At 55.8% G+C, this 16,638-nt stretch carries 14 protein-coding genes; 6 read left to right on the forward strand and 8 right to left on the reverse strand.

The window, feature by feature from the left end; translation table 11 throughout:
* Positions 1–556: 556 nt before the first annotated feature.
* Together ACH518_RS14150 and ACH518_RS14155 are read left to right on the forward strand one after the other, a co-directional pair.
* The gene (locus ACH518_RS14150) at positions 557–3,568 is read left to right on the forward strand and encodes a response regulator (RefSeq protein WP_445370550.1); all 3,012 of its coding nucleotides are present in this window, start codon (positions 557–559) and stop codon (positions 3,566–3,568) included.
* 23 nt (positions 3,569–3,591) lie between these two features.
* The gene (locus ACH518_RS14155) at positions 3,592–3,951 is read left to right on the forward strand and encodes a response regulator (RefSeq protein ID WP_445370551.1); all 360 of its coding nucleotides are present in this window, start codon (positions 3,592–3,594) and stop codon (positions 3,949–3,951) included.
* A gap of 45 nt (positions 3,952–3,996) precedes the next feature.
* Here the strand turns inward: ACH518_RS14155 and ACH518_RS14160 are convergent, their stop codons facing one another.
* The gene (locus tag ACH518_RS14160; RefSeq protein ID WP_445370552.1) at positions 3,997–4,602 is read right to left on the reverse strand and encodes a DUF938 domain-containing protein; all 606 of its coding nucleotides are present in this window, start codon (positions 4,600–4,602) and stop codon (positions 3,997–3,999) included.
* 51 nt (positions 4,603–4,653) lie between these two features.
* On the opposite strand from ACH518_RS14160, the gene ACH518_RS14165 reads away from it, so the two are divergent.
* On the forward strand, positions 4,654–5,793 hold the full coding sequence (locus tag ACH518_RS14165; protein ID WP_140911301.1) for a GNAT family N-acetyltransferase: 1,140 nt from the start codon (positions 4,654–4,656) through the stop codon (positions 5,791–5,793).
* A 5-nt stretch (positions 5,794–5,798) separates the two neighbouring features.
* Here the strand turns inward: ACH518_RS14165 and ACH518_RS14170 are convergent, their stop codons facing one another.
* The 4 genes from ACH518_RS14170 to ACH518_RS14185 form a co-directional block, all read right to left on the reverse strand.
* Entirely contained in the window at positions 5,799–6,017 is a 219-nt protein-coding gene (locus ACH518_RS14170) for a TraR/DksA C4-type zinc finger protein (protein WP_140911300.1), read from the reverse strand.
* 34 nt (positions 6,018–6,051) lie between these two features.
* Entirely contained in the window at positions 6,052–7,695 is a 1,644-nt protein-coding gene (locus ACH518_RS14175) for a putative bifunctional diguanylate cyclase/phosphodiesterase (RefSeq protein WP_445370553.1), read from the reverse strand.
* Positions 7,696–7,853: 158 nt separating this feature from the next.
* A complete protein-coding gene (gene uvrB / locus ACH518_RS14180) occupies positions 7,854–9,950 on the reverse strand; it encodes an excinuclease ABC subunit UvrB (protein WP_445370554.1) in 2,097 nt (698 codons plus the stop codon).
* A 43-nt stretch (positions 9,951–9,993) separates the two neighbouring features.
* Positions 9,994–11,226: an ABC transporter substrate-binding protein gene (locus ACH518_RS14185; RefSeq protein WP_445370555.1), complete on the reverse strand. Its 1,233-nt coding sequence runs from the start codon at positions 11,224–11,226 to the stop codon at positions 9,994–9,996.
* Between the two features lie 137 nt (positions 11,227–11,363).
* On the opposite strand from ACH518_RS14185, the gene ACH518_RS14190 reads away from it, so the two are divergent.
* The 3 genes from ACH518_RS14190 to ACH518_RS14200 all read left to right on the forward strand — a co-directional run bounded on the left by ACH518_RS14190 (position 11,364) and on the right by ACH518_RS14200 (position 13,609).
* On the forward strand, positions 11,364–11,753 hold the full coding sequence (locus ACH518_RS14190) for a PilZ domain-containing protein (protein ID WP_278211963.1): 390 nt from the start codon (positions 11,364–11,366) through the stop codon (positions 11,751–11,753).
* Between the two features lie 11 nt (positions 11,754–11,764).
* Entirely contained in the window at positions 11,765–12,586 is an 822-nt protein-coding gene (locus ACH518_RS14195; RefSeq protein ID WP_445370556.1) for an MOSC domain-containing protein, read from the forward strand.
* Positions 12,587–12,718: 132 nt separating this feature from the next.
* Positions 12,719–13,609, forward strand: coding sequence for an OmpA family protein (locus ACH518_RS14200; RefSeq protein ID WP_445370557.1), 891 nt, complete (start codon positions 12,719–12,721; stop codon positions 13,607–13,609).
* Positions 13,610–13,688: 79 nt separating this feature from the next.
* Here ACH518_RS14200 and ACH518_RS14205 read toward each other — a convergent pair whose 3' ends face one another.
* The 3 genes from ACH518_RS14205 to ACH518_RS14215 all read right to left on the reverse strand — a co-directional run bounded on the left by ACH518_RS14205 (position 13,689) and on the right by ACH518_RS14215 (position 16,638).
* Positions 13,689–15,527, reverse strand: a complete 1,839-nt coding sequence (locus ACH518_RS14205) for an Hsp70 family protein (RefSeq protein ID WP_445370558.1) — start codon at positions 15,525–15,527, stop codon at positions 13,689–13,691.
* Positions 15,524–16,171, reverse strand: coding sequence for a DUF2760 domain-containing protein (locus ACH518_RS14210; protein ID WP_140911294.1), 648 nt, complete (start codon positions 16,169–16,171; stop codon positions 15,524–15,526). Before ACH518_RS14210 ends, ACH518_RS14205 begins: the two co-directional genes overlap by 4 nt.
* 83 nt (positions 16,172–16,254) lie before the next feature.
* Positions 16,255–16,638 (reverse strand): hypothetical protein, encoded by a 384-nt coding sequence (locus tag ACH518_RS14215; protein ID WP_445370559.1) that lies wholly within the window; start codon positions 16,636–16,638, stop codon positions 16,255–16,257.

The raw sequence follows: 16,638 nt of genomic DNA on the forward strand, positions 1-16,638 counted from the left end.
AAGCGTTGCCCTGTTTCGTGGTAACGCCATGCGCCCGAAGAGGGCTTACTTTGCTCCGGGCGAACGGTATTTAAGGGCCGGGTTAATCGATTCCAAAACCCGCAAGAAGCGCTGCGGGTTTTGGCTTGTCCTACTTTCGCCAAAAAAACTGCTGACATACTCGCAAACCGGCTACATCGGCAGTGACACCGGCTAACGCGGGCTGCACAGTGTCAAAAATTTTTGCTGCTTCAGAATGGTGTCGAAACCGACTGTGAAGGCGGCGGATCTTGCCGCGATTGCTGCAGACCGATCGATGTTCCGGTTTCACCCGCTTCCCCGCCACCACTGCAACAGCTTTTTCTGAAATGGATGGATCGATTTGGCGGCTAGGTTTAGCCAATCCTTTAGCCCTGGCGGCTGTTAACACCTAACCGAGGTTCGGTTTTAAACCGAGCCTGCACTCATTTCAGAACGGGGTCGCTGACGCGGAAATCCAAGTTCCGTCCGGCGTACGTATCTATTATCGCAAAGGCTAGACGGCCTGTTTTCTCATGGGTATTCGGTAAACATAGCGATGAACCAGAACAATCAGGATTTTGAGGCGCTGCAACTGCAGATCGAATCGCTAAAACTGGCAAATGCCGCATTACAAAAACAATTGCTGGAGGAGGCCGAACATGCCGACGCGATGCTGCGGGAAGTGGAGCGTCAGCGTAACGAATTAAGCGCCGCCAATCGGCTGCAACAGGATCTGGCGAATCGCAGTCAACGTGTGATCGATGCCGTTTCCAGCCTGGTCTATCGGCTTGACCCCTATGGCCGTATCGTGCAGGCCAATCAACAAGGTTTGCAATTTTTGGGTTTGGCGGCGTTAGATGCCGCAACCCCGTTTTATTTGGACGATTGGTTATCCGCAGACGACATTCGACTGCTGAAAGAGCAAACGCCGCCACGCCCGTGGCAGATTTATTCCTGTCTGTTGGAGCGGATTCGGTTAGAGGGCAATTACACCGGGCACCATAGTTTGCGCAATAGCCTGGGCCAATATCGCCAGTTCATGTTGGATGCAACCATGATCTACGACCGGCAAGGCAAGGAAGACGGCACGGTCGTCTGCGCCGCCGATATCACCGAACTGAAACGGTTGGAGCAGGATCTCAGACAAGCCAATAGCAAAGCGGAATCTGCCGCCCGTTCGAAGAGCGAGTTCCTGGCCAATATGAGTCACGAAATACGGACTCCGATGAACGCGATCGTCGGTTTGTCGCAACTTGCCATGAATCGGGATGTATCGCCGCAGATTCGGGATTATCTGGAAAAAATCAAAGGTTCTTCCGATCATTTACTCAGCATCATCAACGACATTCTCGATTTCTCGAAAATCGAAGCCGGCGGCATGACCATAGAAGCCCATCCGTTCGGCATTGCCCGGCTGGTCGCGGATATTGAGGGGCTATTTCGATTTCCGGCAGAACAAAAAGGTTTGGAGCTGCAATTGCGGATCGGAAACGATGTGCCTGCGATGGTTGTGGGCGACAAATTGCGGATTCAACAGATCTTAACCAATTTGATCTCCAATGCACTCAAATTCACGACGCAAGGCCGAGTGCGTTTGACGATCGAGCTGGTTTCCCGCGAGGAGCAACGGGTAAATTTGGCATTCGCCATTGCAGACCAAGGCATTGGGATTGCCCCGGCCGACCAGGAAAAGTTATTTCAACCCTTCAGCCAGGCCGACAGTTCCATCTCCCGTCGATTCGGCGGGACCGGCCTCGGTTTGGCCATCAGCCGTAAATTGCTACTGATGATGGGCAGCGATTTTCATGTCGCGAGTGCCGTAAACCAAGGCAGTACTTTTACCTTCACTTTGTCGCTGGGATTGGCGACCGAACAAGAAACGCAGCTTTGCCAGGAGCAACCTATTCACAGCAGCGCCGGCAGTCTAACTGACCGTATGCAAACCTATGCTGCAGTGTTGACCGGCATGGAAGTACTGATCGCGGAAGATAATCCGCTAAATCGACAGGTTGTGCGCGAGTTTTTACAACTGGCCGGCATCAAGACCACGTTTGCGACCAACGGTCGGGAGGCGCTCGAATGTTTGGCGTTAAACCCCGGCTTTGCCGCAATATTGATGGATGTGAATATGCCGGAGATGGGCGGAATCGAGGCAACCCAATTAATTCGGCAACAACCCGCACACGCTCGGCTGCCGATTATCGCCCTGACGGCCGGCGTAACCTACGAAGAAAAGGAACATTGCCTGGCCTCGGGGATGACCGATTTCGTATCCAAACCGATCGAGCCCGTGCATTTGTTAAACACCCTGTTGAATTGGACCAAGCCGGAATTGTCCAGGACCGATGCCGACGCTATCGGCATGCTAACCGCCACCCAAAGGCCGCGCCTGAAGTTGCCTGGGTTCGATCTGTCCAACCTCAATTTAATGCTGGGAGGCAACGAGGAAGATATGTTCGAATTGCTGCAAGGTTTTGCGTGCAGCCTGGCAACGGTGGAAGCGCGGCTGAACGCCTATTTCGCGGCCGACGATAGCGCCGCAATAATGGCTCTTGCGCACGAGATCAAAGGTTCGGCCGGAAATTTTGGCGCAAAAGCCTTATTCGGCGCGGCATCGATTCTGGAACGGGCGGCGAAACAACGGCAAGTGACCCGTGCCCTATTGGACGAATGCTGCCACCAGTGTCGAGAAGCGGCATCGGTATTGCAGACAGCGGATAAAACCACCGCGACTGACGCGGCTTCGCCTTCGGTTTCCGGTCAAATCGCGCAAGCGGCTCAAGCGCTGGCGGGTAAGCGCATTTTGGTTGTGGAGGACAACAGGATCAATCAGCGGGTGGTTGCGGAATTTTTGCAGTTGGCTGGAATGGAAGTGGATGCGGTCAACAATGGCCTGGAAGCGCTCGCGCAAATCGATGCGGTGTTCTACGATGCCATTTTGATGGACATCCAAATGCCGGAGTTGGACGGCATAAGCACGACCCAAGCGATCAGAAACAAGGACTCCCATCGGTCGCTGCCGGTCATTGCCTTGAGCGCCAGCATTTCCGTCGCAGAGCATAAGGCCTGCCTCGAATCCGGCTTCAATGACTTTCTGACCAAGCCCGTCGATCCCGAGGGATTGATCGCCAAGCTGAATCAATGGTTGTTGCCGACTGCGGCCCAAGCCACGCTCGTCAATCCGCCTCCCGACGCTGAACCCGAAAACGCAGCCGATCCGCTTTGGCCAACAATCGCCGGGATCGATACCAAGCAAGCCGCGTTGCTTTTGGGTGGAAGCTTATCGTTATTCGCTGAACTGGCAGCGCTATTCGTTAGCGAGAATTCGAGTTTGATGGCGAAATTGACGGACCATCTCGCGCACAACCGGTTTGACGAGGCAGCAAAATTTGCGCATAAGTTGAGAGGGCAAGCGGCAAGTCTGGCGGCAATTGAGCTGGCGGAAAGCGCCGAACTGTTGGAAAATGCGCTGGCTAAACGTAGCGATCACATCCTTGGCAGTCAACATGAACTGCTGGCAGCCAATCGGCGTTTGATAGCTGCAATCCGCGACTGGCTTGAAGAATGAAGCAGTAACCGTTAGAGAACACCATGAAAAAACTCCTTGTCGTCGATGACGACGCGATGTTTCGGCGCGTGATGAAACATCATCTTTCCCAACTTGGTTTTACCGCCATCGAAAACGATTCGGCGCTGCACCTGTATCAACAAATCCGCGAAGAATCTCCAGCGGCCTGCTTCATCGATATCGTGATGGAAGGTAAAGACGGGATCGAAACCATATTGGAACTGAAAGAAAAGAGCCAATGCCCGAAATTGATTGCAGTATCCAGTAACGTCATGTATCTGGATTGGGTCAGCGAATTCGGTGTCGATGCCATATTGATCAAGCCGGTTTCGCTGCAAGCGGTGAAACAAGTCCTAGACAAGTTAGAGATCCACGCCGTTTAGCGGGGCTATCCGGCCGGGATTCGGCGAACTCGACACCCAATCGGTTTAGCCATCACTTTTGCGAAACACCAACAACCGGTTATTGGCCGGCATTTCACAGTCTGAACGTAATTCCAGCCCGGCTTGGGCTGCCAGTTCGACAATATTCTCGAAATGTTTGATCCCGCTCAGTGGATCGCGCTGCTTTAACCACTCATCGAATCGGGCATTGCTGTCGCTGGTGTAACTGCCGGCGTAGTTAAACGGGCCGTAGAAGCAAACGGGAGCCGCGGCGTTCAGGTATTCGCCTAAGCCGGCAAAACAGGCTTCGACCTGGTTTTGACTCATGATGTGCAGGGTATTGGCGCTAAACAAGGCCTGGATTTGTGAACAAGGCCAGGGGGCGTGCTCAACGTCCAGGCACAGCGGCGGATGCAGGTTGGGCAAGCCGGCTGCGATTCGCCACTGCTCGATACCGGCCAGGTTTTCGGCACGGTCGGTGGGTTGCCAGGCCAAATGCGGCAGTTGTTCGGCAAAGTAGCAAGCGTGCTGGCCGGTGCCGCTGCCGATTTCCCAGACCGTGGTCGGATCGGTGAATACGGTTTCGATCACCCGCAAGATAGGCAGTTTGTTATTTTCGCAGGATTGGGAAAACGGTTTTTGCGTCGTCATAAGCCAATTATCGGTGGTATCTTGTGGCTTTCAACTGTAATGGTTTTAGCCATGGACGTCACGCAAATTAGCGGTTTCGCCGACTTTGGACATAAGGAATGGCGCAGTTTGGCCGATGACCGTTATCCCTTTTTCGACTATGCCTTCCTTAGCGCTTTGGAGCGTAGCGGAGCCGTCTCCGCCGAGAACGGCTGGCAACCCGCGCATTTGCGCTGCACCGATAACGGCGAATTGGTCGCCGCCCTGCCCTTGTATCGGAAAAGCCATTCTTGGGGCGAATACGTGTTCGATCAGCGCTGGGCTCAGGCTTATGCCGAACAAGGTATGGCGTACTATCCGAAGTGGCTGAATGCGATTCCGTTCACGCCCTGCCCCGGACCGCGGCTTGCGTTGCGGCAGGGCGTGAGTCCGGACCAGGTAGTCGATACCCTATGCGGTTTCCTGGCTGACAACGCCGCTGCCCAGGGTATTTCGTCGCTGCACTGCCTGTTCCCGGAACGGGAAATGGCCGAGATTATGGCGGCGCGCGGGTTTAACATCCGCGAAGGCGTTCAATTTCAATGGTTCAACCGCGGTTACCGGGACTTTGCCGATTTCCTGGCGATGCTGAGCTCCAGTAAGCGCAAGATGGTCAAACGCGAGCGGCGGCGGGTGGAGGAGCAAGGCATTAGTATGTTGCGCTTGAGCGGCCGCGATATCGGCGACGAATATTGGCGAGCGTTCTATGACTTTTATGCGCTAACGTATCTAAAACGCCAATCCCAACCTTACCTGAATCCGGAGTTTTTCAGGCTGCTCGCCGCCGAAATCCCGGAGCGCTTATTGATGGTCGTCGCATTGAAACAGCGGCAGCCGGTTGCCGCAGCCCTGAGCTTTGTTGGCGCCGACACGCTGTATGGCCGCTATTGGGGATGTTACGAAGAATACAGCGCCTTGCATTTCGAGGCCTGTTATTACCAGGGATTGGAGTATTGCATCGAGCACGGTTTACAGCGTTTCGATTCCGGTGCCCAGGGCGAGCATAAGATCGCCCGCGGTTTCGAGCCGGTCACGACCTATTCCGCCCATTGGCTGCGCGATCCCGGTTTCGCCGCCGCGGTGGCACGCTTCGTCGCTCGGGAACGGCAACTGATCGCAGAGTACAAACTGGATGCCGCAAAATATTTGCCTTTCCGGCAAAGCGACGCTTGAGCGGGTTATTTACCGGCTTTTTCCAGGCTGGTTTGGCAAGGCAAACAGTATTTGCAGGGAATTGCCGCGCGCCGCGCTTCCGGAATCGGCTCGCCGCATTCTTCGCAGTGGGTGGCGGATTCCCCGGTGTATATCGCTTTTCGGGTTTCGGCGACGAACAGTTCCGTCATTTTTTCCATGCGTTCCGCTATCGCATCGGCCCCGCCGGCCCAAGCTGTAGACATCGTCTTTCTATTCCTTCGCGAGTAAATGGCAAATTTAGTGATTGTGGCTGCTTTGCTGCAACCAAGTATTGAATTCGTGGAATGGCTTGGGCTTGCTAAACCAGTAGCCCTGGGCGATATCGCAACGGTAACTGGCCAGTCGGTCCAGCACCTCGCCGGTTTCGACACCCTCGGCGACGACCTGCAAACCCAGGTTATGCGCCAGATTGATTGTGGCTTTGACAATGACGGCGTCGTTGTCGCTTTTTAATAAATCGTAGACAAAGGATTTGTCGATCTTTAATTCGCTGAGCGGCATCTTTTTCAAATACGCGAGCGAGGAATACCCGGTACCGAAATCGTCGATCGACAATTTATACCCCATCTCATGCAGGCGCAAAATCGTTTCCATGGCCCGCTCCGGATCGTTCATGATCGAACTTTCGGTGATCTCCAGCATCATCCAGGCCGGCTTGATGTTGGCCGCCGCGGCGACGCCCGCCATCACGTCCGGCAAATCCGGATCGTGCAAATCCTTGGTCGACAGGTTGACTGACACCACCAGTTCCAGACCTTGCCGCCGCCATTCCGCGCAATCCCTGAACGCACGTTTCAACATCCACAAGGTCAGGTGCTTGATGACGCGAGTTCTTTCCGCCATCGGGATAAACTCGTCCGGCGCGATAAAGCCATGTTTGGGATGGGCCCACCTTACCAAGCCTTCGACGCCGTATATTTTACCGGTCTGAATCGACACTTTGGGCTGGTAATAAATCATCAGTTGTTCTTTTTCGATGGCCTGGCGTAGCTCGCTCATCAGCGTCAATCGGCGCGGGCTGTGGTCGTCGTACGACGGTGCGTAAATCGTATAACCCTCGTGCGATTTGGCGGCCATAAACAAGGCTACGCCGGCTTTTTGCACCAGCGTGTCGACGTCATCGCCGTGTTCCGGAAAATTGACGATGCCGATGTTGGTGTGGATGGCCAGATTCAAACGTTCGACTTTGAATGCGGGATCCAAGGCCGCCTGAATGTTCTTGGCCAGATTCAGCGATGCGTCTTCACTTTCGGTGGCGGGCAGCAGCAAACTAAAAATATTGCTGTCGATCCGAGCCACGCTGTCGCTCCCCATCACCACGCTTTGCAGGCGGGTGGCGATTTGGCGCAAGATCATGTCGCTGCTGTTACGGCCCAGTGTGTCGTAGACTTCCTTGAAATTGGCGACCTCGACCAACAGCACCGATAACATTTTGCCCTGGTTGCTGGCCGCATGTAGCGCTTGCTCTACCCGGTCGTAAAACAAAACCCGGTTGGGCAAGTCGGTCACCGCATCGTGGGTGGACGAGTAACTGACTTGTTTCTCCAAGGTTTCGGCCCGGTTGCGCAACTCCTGAGTCTGGTCGAATATCATGGCGCCAGCCTGATAAGCAATCACCGAACTCGAATATTGGCCCCAAAACCCGAACAGAAACGGTAGCGCCTCCAACACCCACAAGCCGTAGTTTTCGGTTTGGGCGCGGATGATGCCCGCGAACGAGATTTCGCCGGTGTAATAAAAACTCAAAGCCAACAGTGCACAGACGATCGCCAGCAGGGCGATGGCCACGCCTTGGTAGGTGGTTTTGGAGACCTCGCTTTTCAGGATTCTGACGTTATCGGTAAGCAAGTGTTTGGCGGCAATCATGTTTTTGGACTTCAAATTCGAACCGTTCCTAGCAATGTTTCGGCGCCGCGCTAGACATGTCACCTTGACGCGGAGCGAGATGTAACGACGTTTTACCCCAGGCGCGGTCGCTTTGTTTCAACTCAGTTCAAAGTTTAGACGATGGTAATTTGTCTGCCACCGCCGGTGTCCGCTCAAACCGCCATCTCTGCCTGCAACAGTTTGATTTGATCCCTGACCCGGGCGGCGTCCTCGAATTCCAGATTCTTGGCATGCTGATACATCTTTTCTTCCAATTGCTTGAGGGTCTTGGCGGCCTGCTTCGGCGTCAACGCTTTGTAATTGCCGACCGGTTCCGCCACTTTGGCACGGGCGTTACTGATCGAACCGCCGGAACCGGGAATCACCAACTCCAGGATGTCGGTGACCGATTTGAACACGGTGCGGGGCTGGATATTATGCTGCTTGTTGAATTCGATCTGTTTCGCCCGCCGCCGTTCGGTTTCGTCGATCGCCTGCTGCATCGAGCCGGTGATTTTGTCGCCGTACAGAATCACTTTACCGTTGGCGTTGCGCGCCGCGCGGCCGATGGTCTGGATCAACGAGGTCAACGAGCGTAAAAAGCCTTCCTTATCGGCATCCAGAATCGCCACCAGCGAGACTTCCGGGATGTCCAGACCCTCACGCAACAAGTTGATGCCGACCAATACGTCGAACACCCCCAGCCGCAAATCGCGGATGATTTCGACCCGTTCCACCGTCTCGATATCGGAATGCAGATACCTGACCTTAATGCCGTGTTCCATCAGGTAATCGGTCAAATCTTCCGACATGCGCTTGGTCAACGTCGTCACCAACACCCTTTCCTGCACCGCAATCCGCTTGTTGATCTCCGACAGCAAATCGTCGACCTGGCTGGTGGCCGGCCGCACTTCCACGATCGGATCGACCAAGCCGGTCGGACGCACCACTTGCTCGACCACGGCGCCGGCGTGTTCCTTCTCGTAACCGCCCGGCGTGGCCGACACGTAAATCCGCTGCCCGCAGATACGTTCGAACTCTTCGAAACGTAGCGGCCGGTTATCCAGTGCCGACGGCAGTCTGAATCCGTATTCGACCAAGGTTTCCTTACGCGAACGGTCGCCTTTGTACATCGCCCCGATCTGCGGCACCGTAACGTGGCTTTCGTCGATGATGACCAACGCATCTTTCGGTAGATAGTCGAACATGGTCGGCGGCGACTCGCCTTCGGTCCGATTGGACAAATGCCGCGAGTAGTTTTCGATGCCGGAGCAGTAGCCGACTTCCATAATCATTTCGATGTCGAACAGCGTGCGCTGCTCCAGCCGCTGGGCTTCGACTAACTTATGGTCTTCGCGCAACTGCGCCAGCCGTTCGACCAATTCCAACTTGATTTTTTCGACCGCACTGAGCAACTGGTCGCGCGGCGTGACGTAATGGCTTTTCGGATAGAGCGTGAACCGGGCCAGACGCTGGGTGACCTCGCCGGTCAACGGGTCGAACATCGACAGACGTTCGATCTCGTCGTCGAACAGTTCGATCCGCAGCGCCTGTTCTTCCGATTCGGCCGGAAACACGTCGATCACATCGCCGCGCACCCGGTAGGTGGCGCGGCGCAGCTCGATATCGTTGCGGGTGTATTGCATTTCCGCCAACCGGCGCAGAATGTCGCGCTGCTTGATCATATCGCCGCGTACCAGATGCAACACCATCTGGAAATAGGATTCCGGCTCGCCCAAGCCGTAGATCGCCGACACGGTGGCGACGACGATGGTATCGCGCCGTTCCAGCAAGGCTTTGGTCGCCGACAAGCGCATTTGCTCGATGTGTTCGTTCAGCGAAGCGTCCTTGTCGATGAAGGTATCGGAAGCCGGAATGTAGGCTTCCGGCTGGTAGTAATCGTAATAGGAGACGAAGTACTCGACGCTGTTTTCCGGAAAAAACTCCTTCATCTCGCCGTAAAGCTGGGCTGCCAGGGTTTTGTTCGGCGCCATGATCATCGCCGGCCGTTGCGTCTGCTGTATCACGTTGGCGATGGTGAAGGTTTTGCCGGAACCGGTTACCCCAAGCAGGGTTTGGTGAACTTCGCCGTCGTTGATGCCTTCCACTAATTGTCGAATCGCTGTGGGCTGGTCGCCGGCCGGTTGGTAACGGCTTTGAATTTTGAACGGCTTTGGCTGGAAGCCTTTGCCCTTGACTGACGGCTCTTCCACTGTCAGTACGCCGGATATCGCCGACTGGCTGATCTCCATCCGCCGCTTGTCGCTCATGCCGACTTCCTTGCCGAATTGATCCGATTTGTCGAAACCATGATTATTTACAACCCGTTTCCGGTTGGTCGAAGCCCAGCGTATCGAGCTCGGTTTTCGGATGCAAAAAACCCTCGATCGGCGCCACTGCCACCAGCGAGCGCGGCGCGGCCAACAGGATGGGTTGCCGTAACTGGCCGTCCCATTTGCGGAACGACAGCGGCATGCCTTTATAACCTTGCAAGGCAAAGGCGTCGGACAACATATACTCTTTTAACGCCGGCATCTCGTTGGATTTGGTCCGGATACTAGCCTCGCCGATGGCTCTGACCGCCAGGTACGCGGCGTAGTCCTGCTCTTCCATCCAACGCCCCGATGCAATCTTGAAACGGTTCTGCAATTGCACCGCCCCCCACTGTTCGTGGCTCCGGTGCCAGGCCGTCGCGGTTAGGCCCTGGGTGCCGATCACCGGCCGCGGTTTCCAGGTGCGGTAATCCAGATATTCGCCGAACAGGCCCTGCTCGTCGGCAATTACCAGCACATCGTAATCGTCGACCTGGGTGAAGGTCGGCACGTCGGCTTGGGCCGTGCGGCGGGCGTCGTAGTCCTGGTTCCATTCTTTTTCGGCGACGAGCTTCATACCGAAGCGCTTGGCCGCGCGTTTGATCGCGGCCGCGTAGAGTTTGTCTTCCGGCGCCGGGCCTGCGACCAAAAACCAATTCTGCCAGCGCTTTTTCAACATGTATTGCGCCAAGGCGTCGGCGCGCATCGCCCGGTTCGGCAAGATGTGCAAGACGTTATGCCGGCAATCCGCATTGCGCAACTCGTCGCTGCTATTGGCGACATCGAACAGCAGTTTGGTTTTGGCGATCGGCCGATCGGCCAGTTTATTCAATTGGTCGGCTGCGACATTAAGCAACACCAGGTCGGCGTCGATGCCATCGAATAGGGGTTGCGGATCGGCGCCGGCCGGGACCAGGATTTTTTTCAGTTCGTATTGCTGGCCGGTAAATTGGCCGGTGGTATTGTTGTCGCTAATCGCCAATTCGGCGCCGAGCGCGCCTTTGTTTGGAATGAACGGGTCCAAGTTGGACAAAGCCGGCGGCGCGACCTGTTCCTGCGCGAAGTACGCGATCTTGACGATTTGCTTCGGCGTTTGCTGGGCCGGCGCGGGGGCTGGTTTGGTTTGAGGCTTGGCGGCGGCCGTAGTCGGTTTGGCCTTGGCCGCGGCCGGTAGCGGCACACTGCAACAGAATGGAATCAATAGGCCGGCGGCTAAGCGTTGGAGTTTTTTCATGTTTTGCGGCTATCCGTAAAGATCCCTGCATTTTATCGATAAATTGCCAGCAAGCCTAACCGATAATCGTGTGGCTTCTATTGAATTTTACCGGTTTAGGTTCAATACTTAACCACTCCTTGCTTGTGGCATTCGCTATGTCTGATTCGGATTTTTCCATGGATTTTCTCGATCAAGAAATCGATCTTGATAGCGAATGGTCCAACAAACGCACTGCCGTGCGCTATCTGCGCAACGACATCAAAGCGGCCGTAAAAATACACAGCCTTTGGTTTCCGCGTCTGTTTCCGGTATTGTTGCGCGACATCAGCAGCCGCGGCGCCGCGGTCATCACCAGCAAAAAAATTAAAAAAAAAAGCCGGGTTAGCCTGTTTCTGCTATTCGGCGACGGCAGACGGTTCAAGGTCGAAGCCACCGTCGTCCACCATGACGCCGACCAAAACCGCTACGGCATCAAATTCGACAGTCTGAATAGCGAATTGGCCGAACATCTACTTCATACCCAAACCGACTTGAATTTCAGCTAAAGCAAAAATCCATGCCGACACTCAGCCGAATCTATGTCTACCCGGTCAAATCCTTGTCCGGATTCCAGGTTACGCAATGGCCGGTCGATGAAAAAGGCCTGCTGTACGACCGCAAATGGATGCTCGTCGACCGCGACCGTCAATTTCTCAGCCAACGGCGTTTACCGCAAATGGCCCTGGTAAAAACCCGGATCGATGCCGACCGCTTGATTCTGTCGGCCCCCGGCAGAAAGGATCTGATATTGCCGTTAACCGCCAGCAGCAGCGAAACCATCGAGGTTACTGTCTGGCACGACCAATGCCGAGCGGAAACCTGCGGTGCCGAAGCCGACGCTTGGCTCAGCGAGTTTTTGCAAACCGATTGTCGCCTGGTATACCAAGCCGCCGAGGACCGCCGCCAAGTCGACCTCAACTATGCGACGGTCGCCGACCAAACGGCGTTCTCCGACGGCTTTCCGTTTTTGCTGGTATCCGAGGGTTCGTTGACGGCCTTGAACCAAGCCATGCAATTGGACTACGACATGGTCCGTTTTCGGCCCAATCTGGTGGTTTCCGGCTGCGACAGTTATGCCGAAGACCGCTGGCGGCGGGTCAGCATCAACGGTATCGGTTTCCGGCTGCCCAAACCCTGTTCGCGCTGCCCGGTGCCGACAATCGATCCGGAAACCGCGATTTCCGGCAAAGAACCGTTGGCGACCTTAAGCCGGCTACGCAAATGGCAGAACAAAGTATATTTCGGGCAAAATGCGTTGCATGACAAATCGGGCAGCCTAGCCGTGGGACAGAGCGTACAGATCGACGAAATTGGGGAGCCTCAGCCGCCTTTGCCTTAACCGGTAACTCGCCCGGCGATGGCCGCCGCCGATTTTAAGAACGATTTAAGAAAACGGTGTTTAAATTTCCGACAACCGACGGCTTGCCAAATTGGTGTCGACGATTTTTGCATCACAACCAGGACCAAGACTATGTATAAAAATTTACTTGCCATCTCCATCAGCGCCGTGCTGCTGAGCGCTTGCGCCACCAACCCGTATACCGGCCAGTCCGGCATGAGCAGTCTGGGCAAAGGCGCCGGCATCGGCGCCGCGGTTGGTGCCGGTGCCGGTACCCTGTTCGGCGGCAACGATTGGAAAAACGCCGGCTTGGGCGCTTTGGCCGGTGCCGCAGTCGGTGCCGGTATCGGTTATTACATGGATAAGCAGCAGGAAGAGATGCAGCAATCGCTGCAAGGCACCGGTATCGAAGTGCAGCGTACGGCCGAAAACCAATTGGTATTGAACATGCCCAGCACCAGCGACGTCACCTTCGCCTTCGGTAAATCCGATTTGACGCCGGATGCGCAACATGCACTGGATCCGGTCGCCCGGGTACTGAACAACTATCCCGATTCGACGCTTTCGGTCACCGGCCACACCGACGATGTCGGCTCGGATGCCGACAACCAGCGTCTGTCCGAAGCCCGCGCTACCAGCGTCGCCAATTTTCTATCGTCCCGCGGCGTGAACCGAATGCGCATCTCGCAACAGGGCATGGGCGAAAGTTCGCCGAAAGTGCCGAACACCAGCGACGCCAACCGGGCCATCAACCGCCGGGTGGAATTGTCGATCAACGCCAACCAGAACGCCGGCGCCGCCCAGCAAAACCAACAATATCCGCAGCAGAACCAGCCTTACCAACAGCAAGGCTATCCGCAGCAGCAACAGGGTTATCCGCAACAAAATCAGCCGTACCAACAGTATCCGCAGCAAAACCAACCCTACCAGCAACAATACCCGCAGCAGGGCTACCCGCAACAACAGTACCAGCAAGGCTACCCGCAACAGCAGCAATACCAGCAGCCTTACTACCGGCAATAATTCCGCCACGCTGGAGCGTAGATACGAATAAGGCCGGAATTCCGGCCTTATTTTTTATTTAGGGCAGAAAAGTTACCGATTAGACTTCGCCGGCGCGAACATCGAATTCGATTTTCCAGCGCTGCTGGTCGCGTCGCGAGACGGCGCGCAATTCCAGCGTCCCGACTTCGGTTACCGCCGCCGACAAGTGGACCGGCACGATTTCGCCGGCTTGACGGCCATCTTCGACCGGCAACGTGATTTCGATTTCGTCCAACTCTTCCAGTTCGTCGTCGCCCCATTCGTCGAGACGATCGCCAACCTTGTCCTCACGCCGAGTTTTCGAGCCGAAGAAACGGAAACGCACCGGCTCGCCGATGACCAAGCCGAATTCGTCGTGCGGCAACTCCTGTTCGCTGCCCTCTTCCATGCCGAACGCTGCAATACACAACGCCTCTATCGCCGGCGGCAAACCGGGTACCGCCGGCATCGCACTCTCGATGCCGACGTAATAAGCGGCGGCAGTACCGCCTTTGATCCGCACGCCTTTACCTTGGCGCACGAAACCGTAATATGCCGCACCGCGGGCGACCGCCAAATCTAGATCGGCCCCATGCAGCAAGCGGGCTGGAGCGGCCTGTTCGGTCTGCAACCAATTGTTCAATACCGCCATCAGCCGTTCGGCCAACACGCCGGCCTTCAATACACCGCCGTTGAACAACAGCGCGGTCGGGTGCAGGAAGCTGGCGTGTTCGGCCAGCGCGATTGAACTGAACTCGTCGGTTGCCTGGCGCTGTCTGGACAGAAAGGCCGCCAGATGCCGGGTAATGCCGGCATCCTGCGCATACGGCAGGCCGACGTTGCGCAGACCGCTGCGCGGCCGCGATACCGGTTTATCGCTGGCTTGAGCATGCGGCAAAAAGCCGTCCACCAGGATCCGGTTCAATTCGTCCCGAGTCAGTTCGCTGCGCAAAGTGCCGCCGATCAGCGACGACCCGCGCCCGGCAACCGCGAGCGGCATAGCGGCCAAATCGGGTTGGTTAAACAGTTTTTCTTTGGCTTCGCGGCAGGCATGGGTCAAGGCCTGCAATTGCCAGGGCTCCAATTTTTTGCCGCCGTCGGTTTCCAGCTTGGCCTTAACCGTATACGCCAGCGCCAAATCCATGTTATCGCCGCCGAGCAGAATATGATCGCCGACTGCCACCCGGGTCAATTGCAAATTGCCTTCTTGTTCGGTTACGGCAATCAACGATAAGTCGGTGGTGCCGCCGCCGATATCGACGACTAAAATCACATCGCCGACTTTGACCTGATTGCGCCAGTCGCCGGCGCTTTTTTCGATCCAACTGTACAAAGCCGCCTGCGGTTCCTCGAGCAACACGGCTTGGCCAAGACCTACTTCGCGCGCGGCTTCCACGGTCAATTCCCGAGCGGCCGGATCGAACGACGCCGGCACCGTGATGGTCAAGTCCTGCTGTTGCAACGGCTGTTCCGGGAAGCGATGATTCCAGGCGTCGCGCAAATGCTGCAAATAGGCTTTGCTGGCGGCAAATGGTGAAATCTTGGCGACGTCTTCCGGCGCGTCGACCGGCAGAATCGCCTGCTTGCAGTCGACGCCGGCATGGCACAACCAACTCTTGGCGCTGGAAACCAGCCGAATCGGCGTCTTGCCGCCCAGGCTACGGGCGATTTCGCCGACCAGATGCTCGGGTTTGGCGGTCCACGGCAAAGCCGAGGCTCCCTCGGCGATTTCCGCCGGATGAGCGATATAGGCGAACGAGGCCAGTTGGGCTTTATCTTCAATCACGCCCGGCGAAACCAGTTGCGGCGTGTAAAACACTTCCAGTGCCGGACTATCGTCGCCCGCCGCCAAATCGACATAAGACATTACACAATGCGTGGTACCCAAATCGATACCGACCGAATAGCGCGCCGTCATAATTCAACCTCGGCCGCAGCGATGATTTTGGCATTGTGGCCTTCGGTCAGTTTCGGCAAATGCAGCTCGGTGACCTGCCAGCCTTTATGCACCAACACGCCGGAGAACGGGGCTTCGCCGACAATATTGCCGGTCAAACGAAATGCAGCGGCGTCGAAGCCTTTGTTCAGGGTCACGCGGCTACCTTCGGCATCCTGACTGACCGGCGCCAACTTGAAGTGCTCGTTGATCACTTTACTGCAGCCTTGATGCACGACGCGCGCCGCGGCGCCTATTTCAGCATCGGCAAACGCACTGACGTCTTCTTTGACGAAATCGAGGAAACGGGCTTCCTTCTGCAACAAACTTAATAACTGTAAAGCCGCATCCGGCGTGGCTTCTTTGAGCACCACCGGTTCCGGGGCAGGTGCCTGAACGATTTTTTCGACTTCGACGATCTTTTCCACCACTTTGATTTGGGGTTCGGGTGCCGCGATCGGCATGTCCGGTTGCCGGGTCGATTTACAGCGGCGCAAGCCCAGCAATACCGATACCAGCACCGCGATCAAAATGAAAGCCAACACAGCCGCGGTTCCGGCTAAGCAAACGTGCCACAAATCGAATGTAGTCGGACGTAACGATAAGTCTATGGTGTAAGTGTTCATGAAAAATGGATATTGGGGGAATACAAAGCGGCAAGCGCAGAACGGACCAGCCGGCGACCAGATTGCCGGTCGGCTCGGCTAAATCACTGAGGCATGCCGGATTTTTTTGCGGCCTCGGCGTACATCAGTTCCTGCAACAAATTGCGGGTAACCTTGATGCGCATGGTTTTCAAGTGGCGGTCGGCGATGACGCCCGGCACCTGCGCGTCGACATAAACCTGGCGCATTTCGGCTAGCGTCGGTTCGCACAATTTAATGATGGCATCGGTCGCGTTGCGGCTTTCCAGCTTGGCAAAATCCGGTTTTTGCATCGTGTCGACTACGCACTTTTTATAATTGAATTGCGCTTTTTGAATTTTTTCGATGGATTCATTGCTTAAGCTGGTTTCGTTCCAGTCTTCTTTGGCCTCTTCGGCATTGGCCAAGCCGGCGGCGAGCATCAGCAAAGCAAACAAACGGTATTTCAT

It is taken from the genome of Methylomonas sp. HW2-6 (assembly GCF_052474525.1).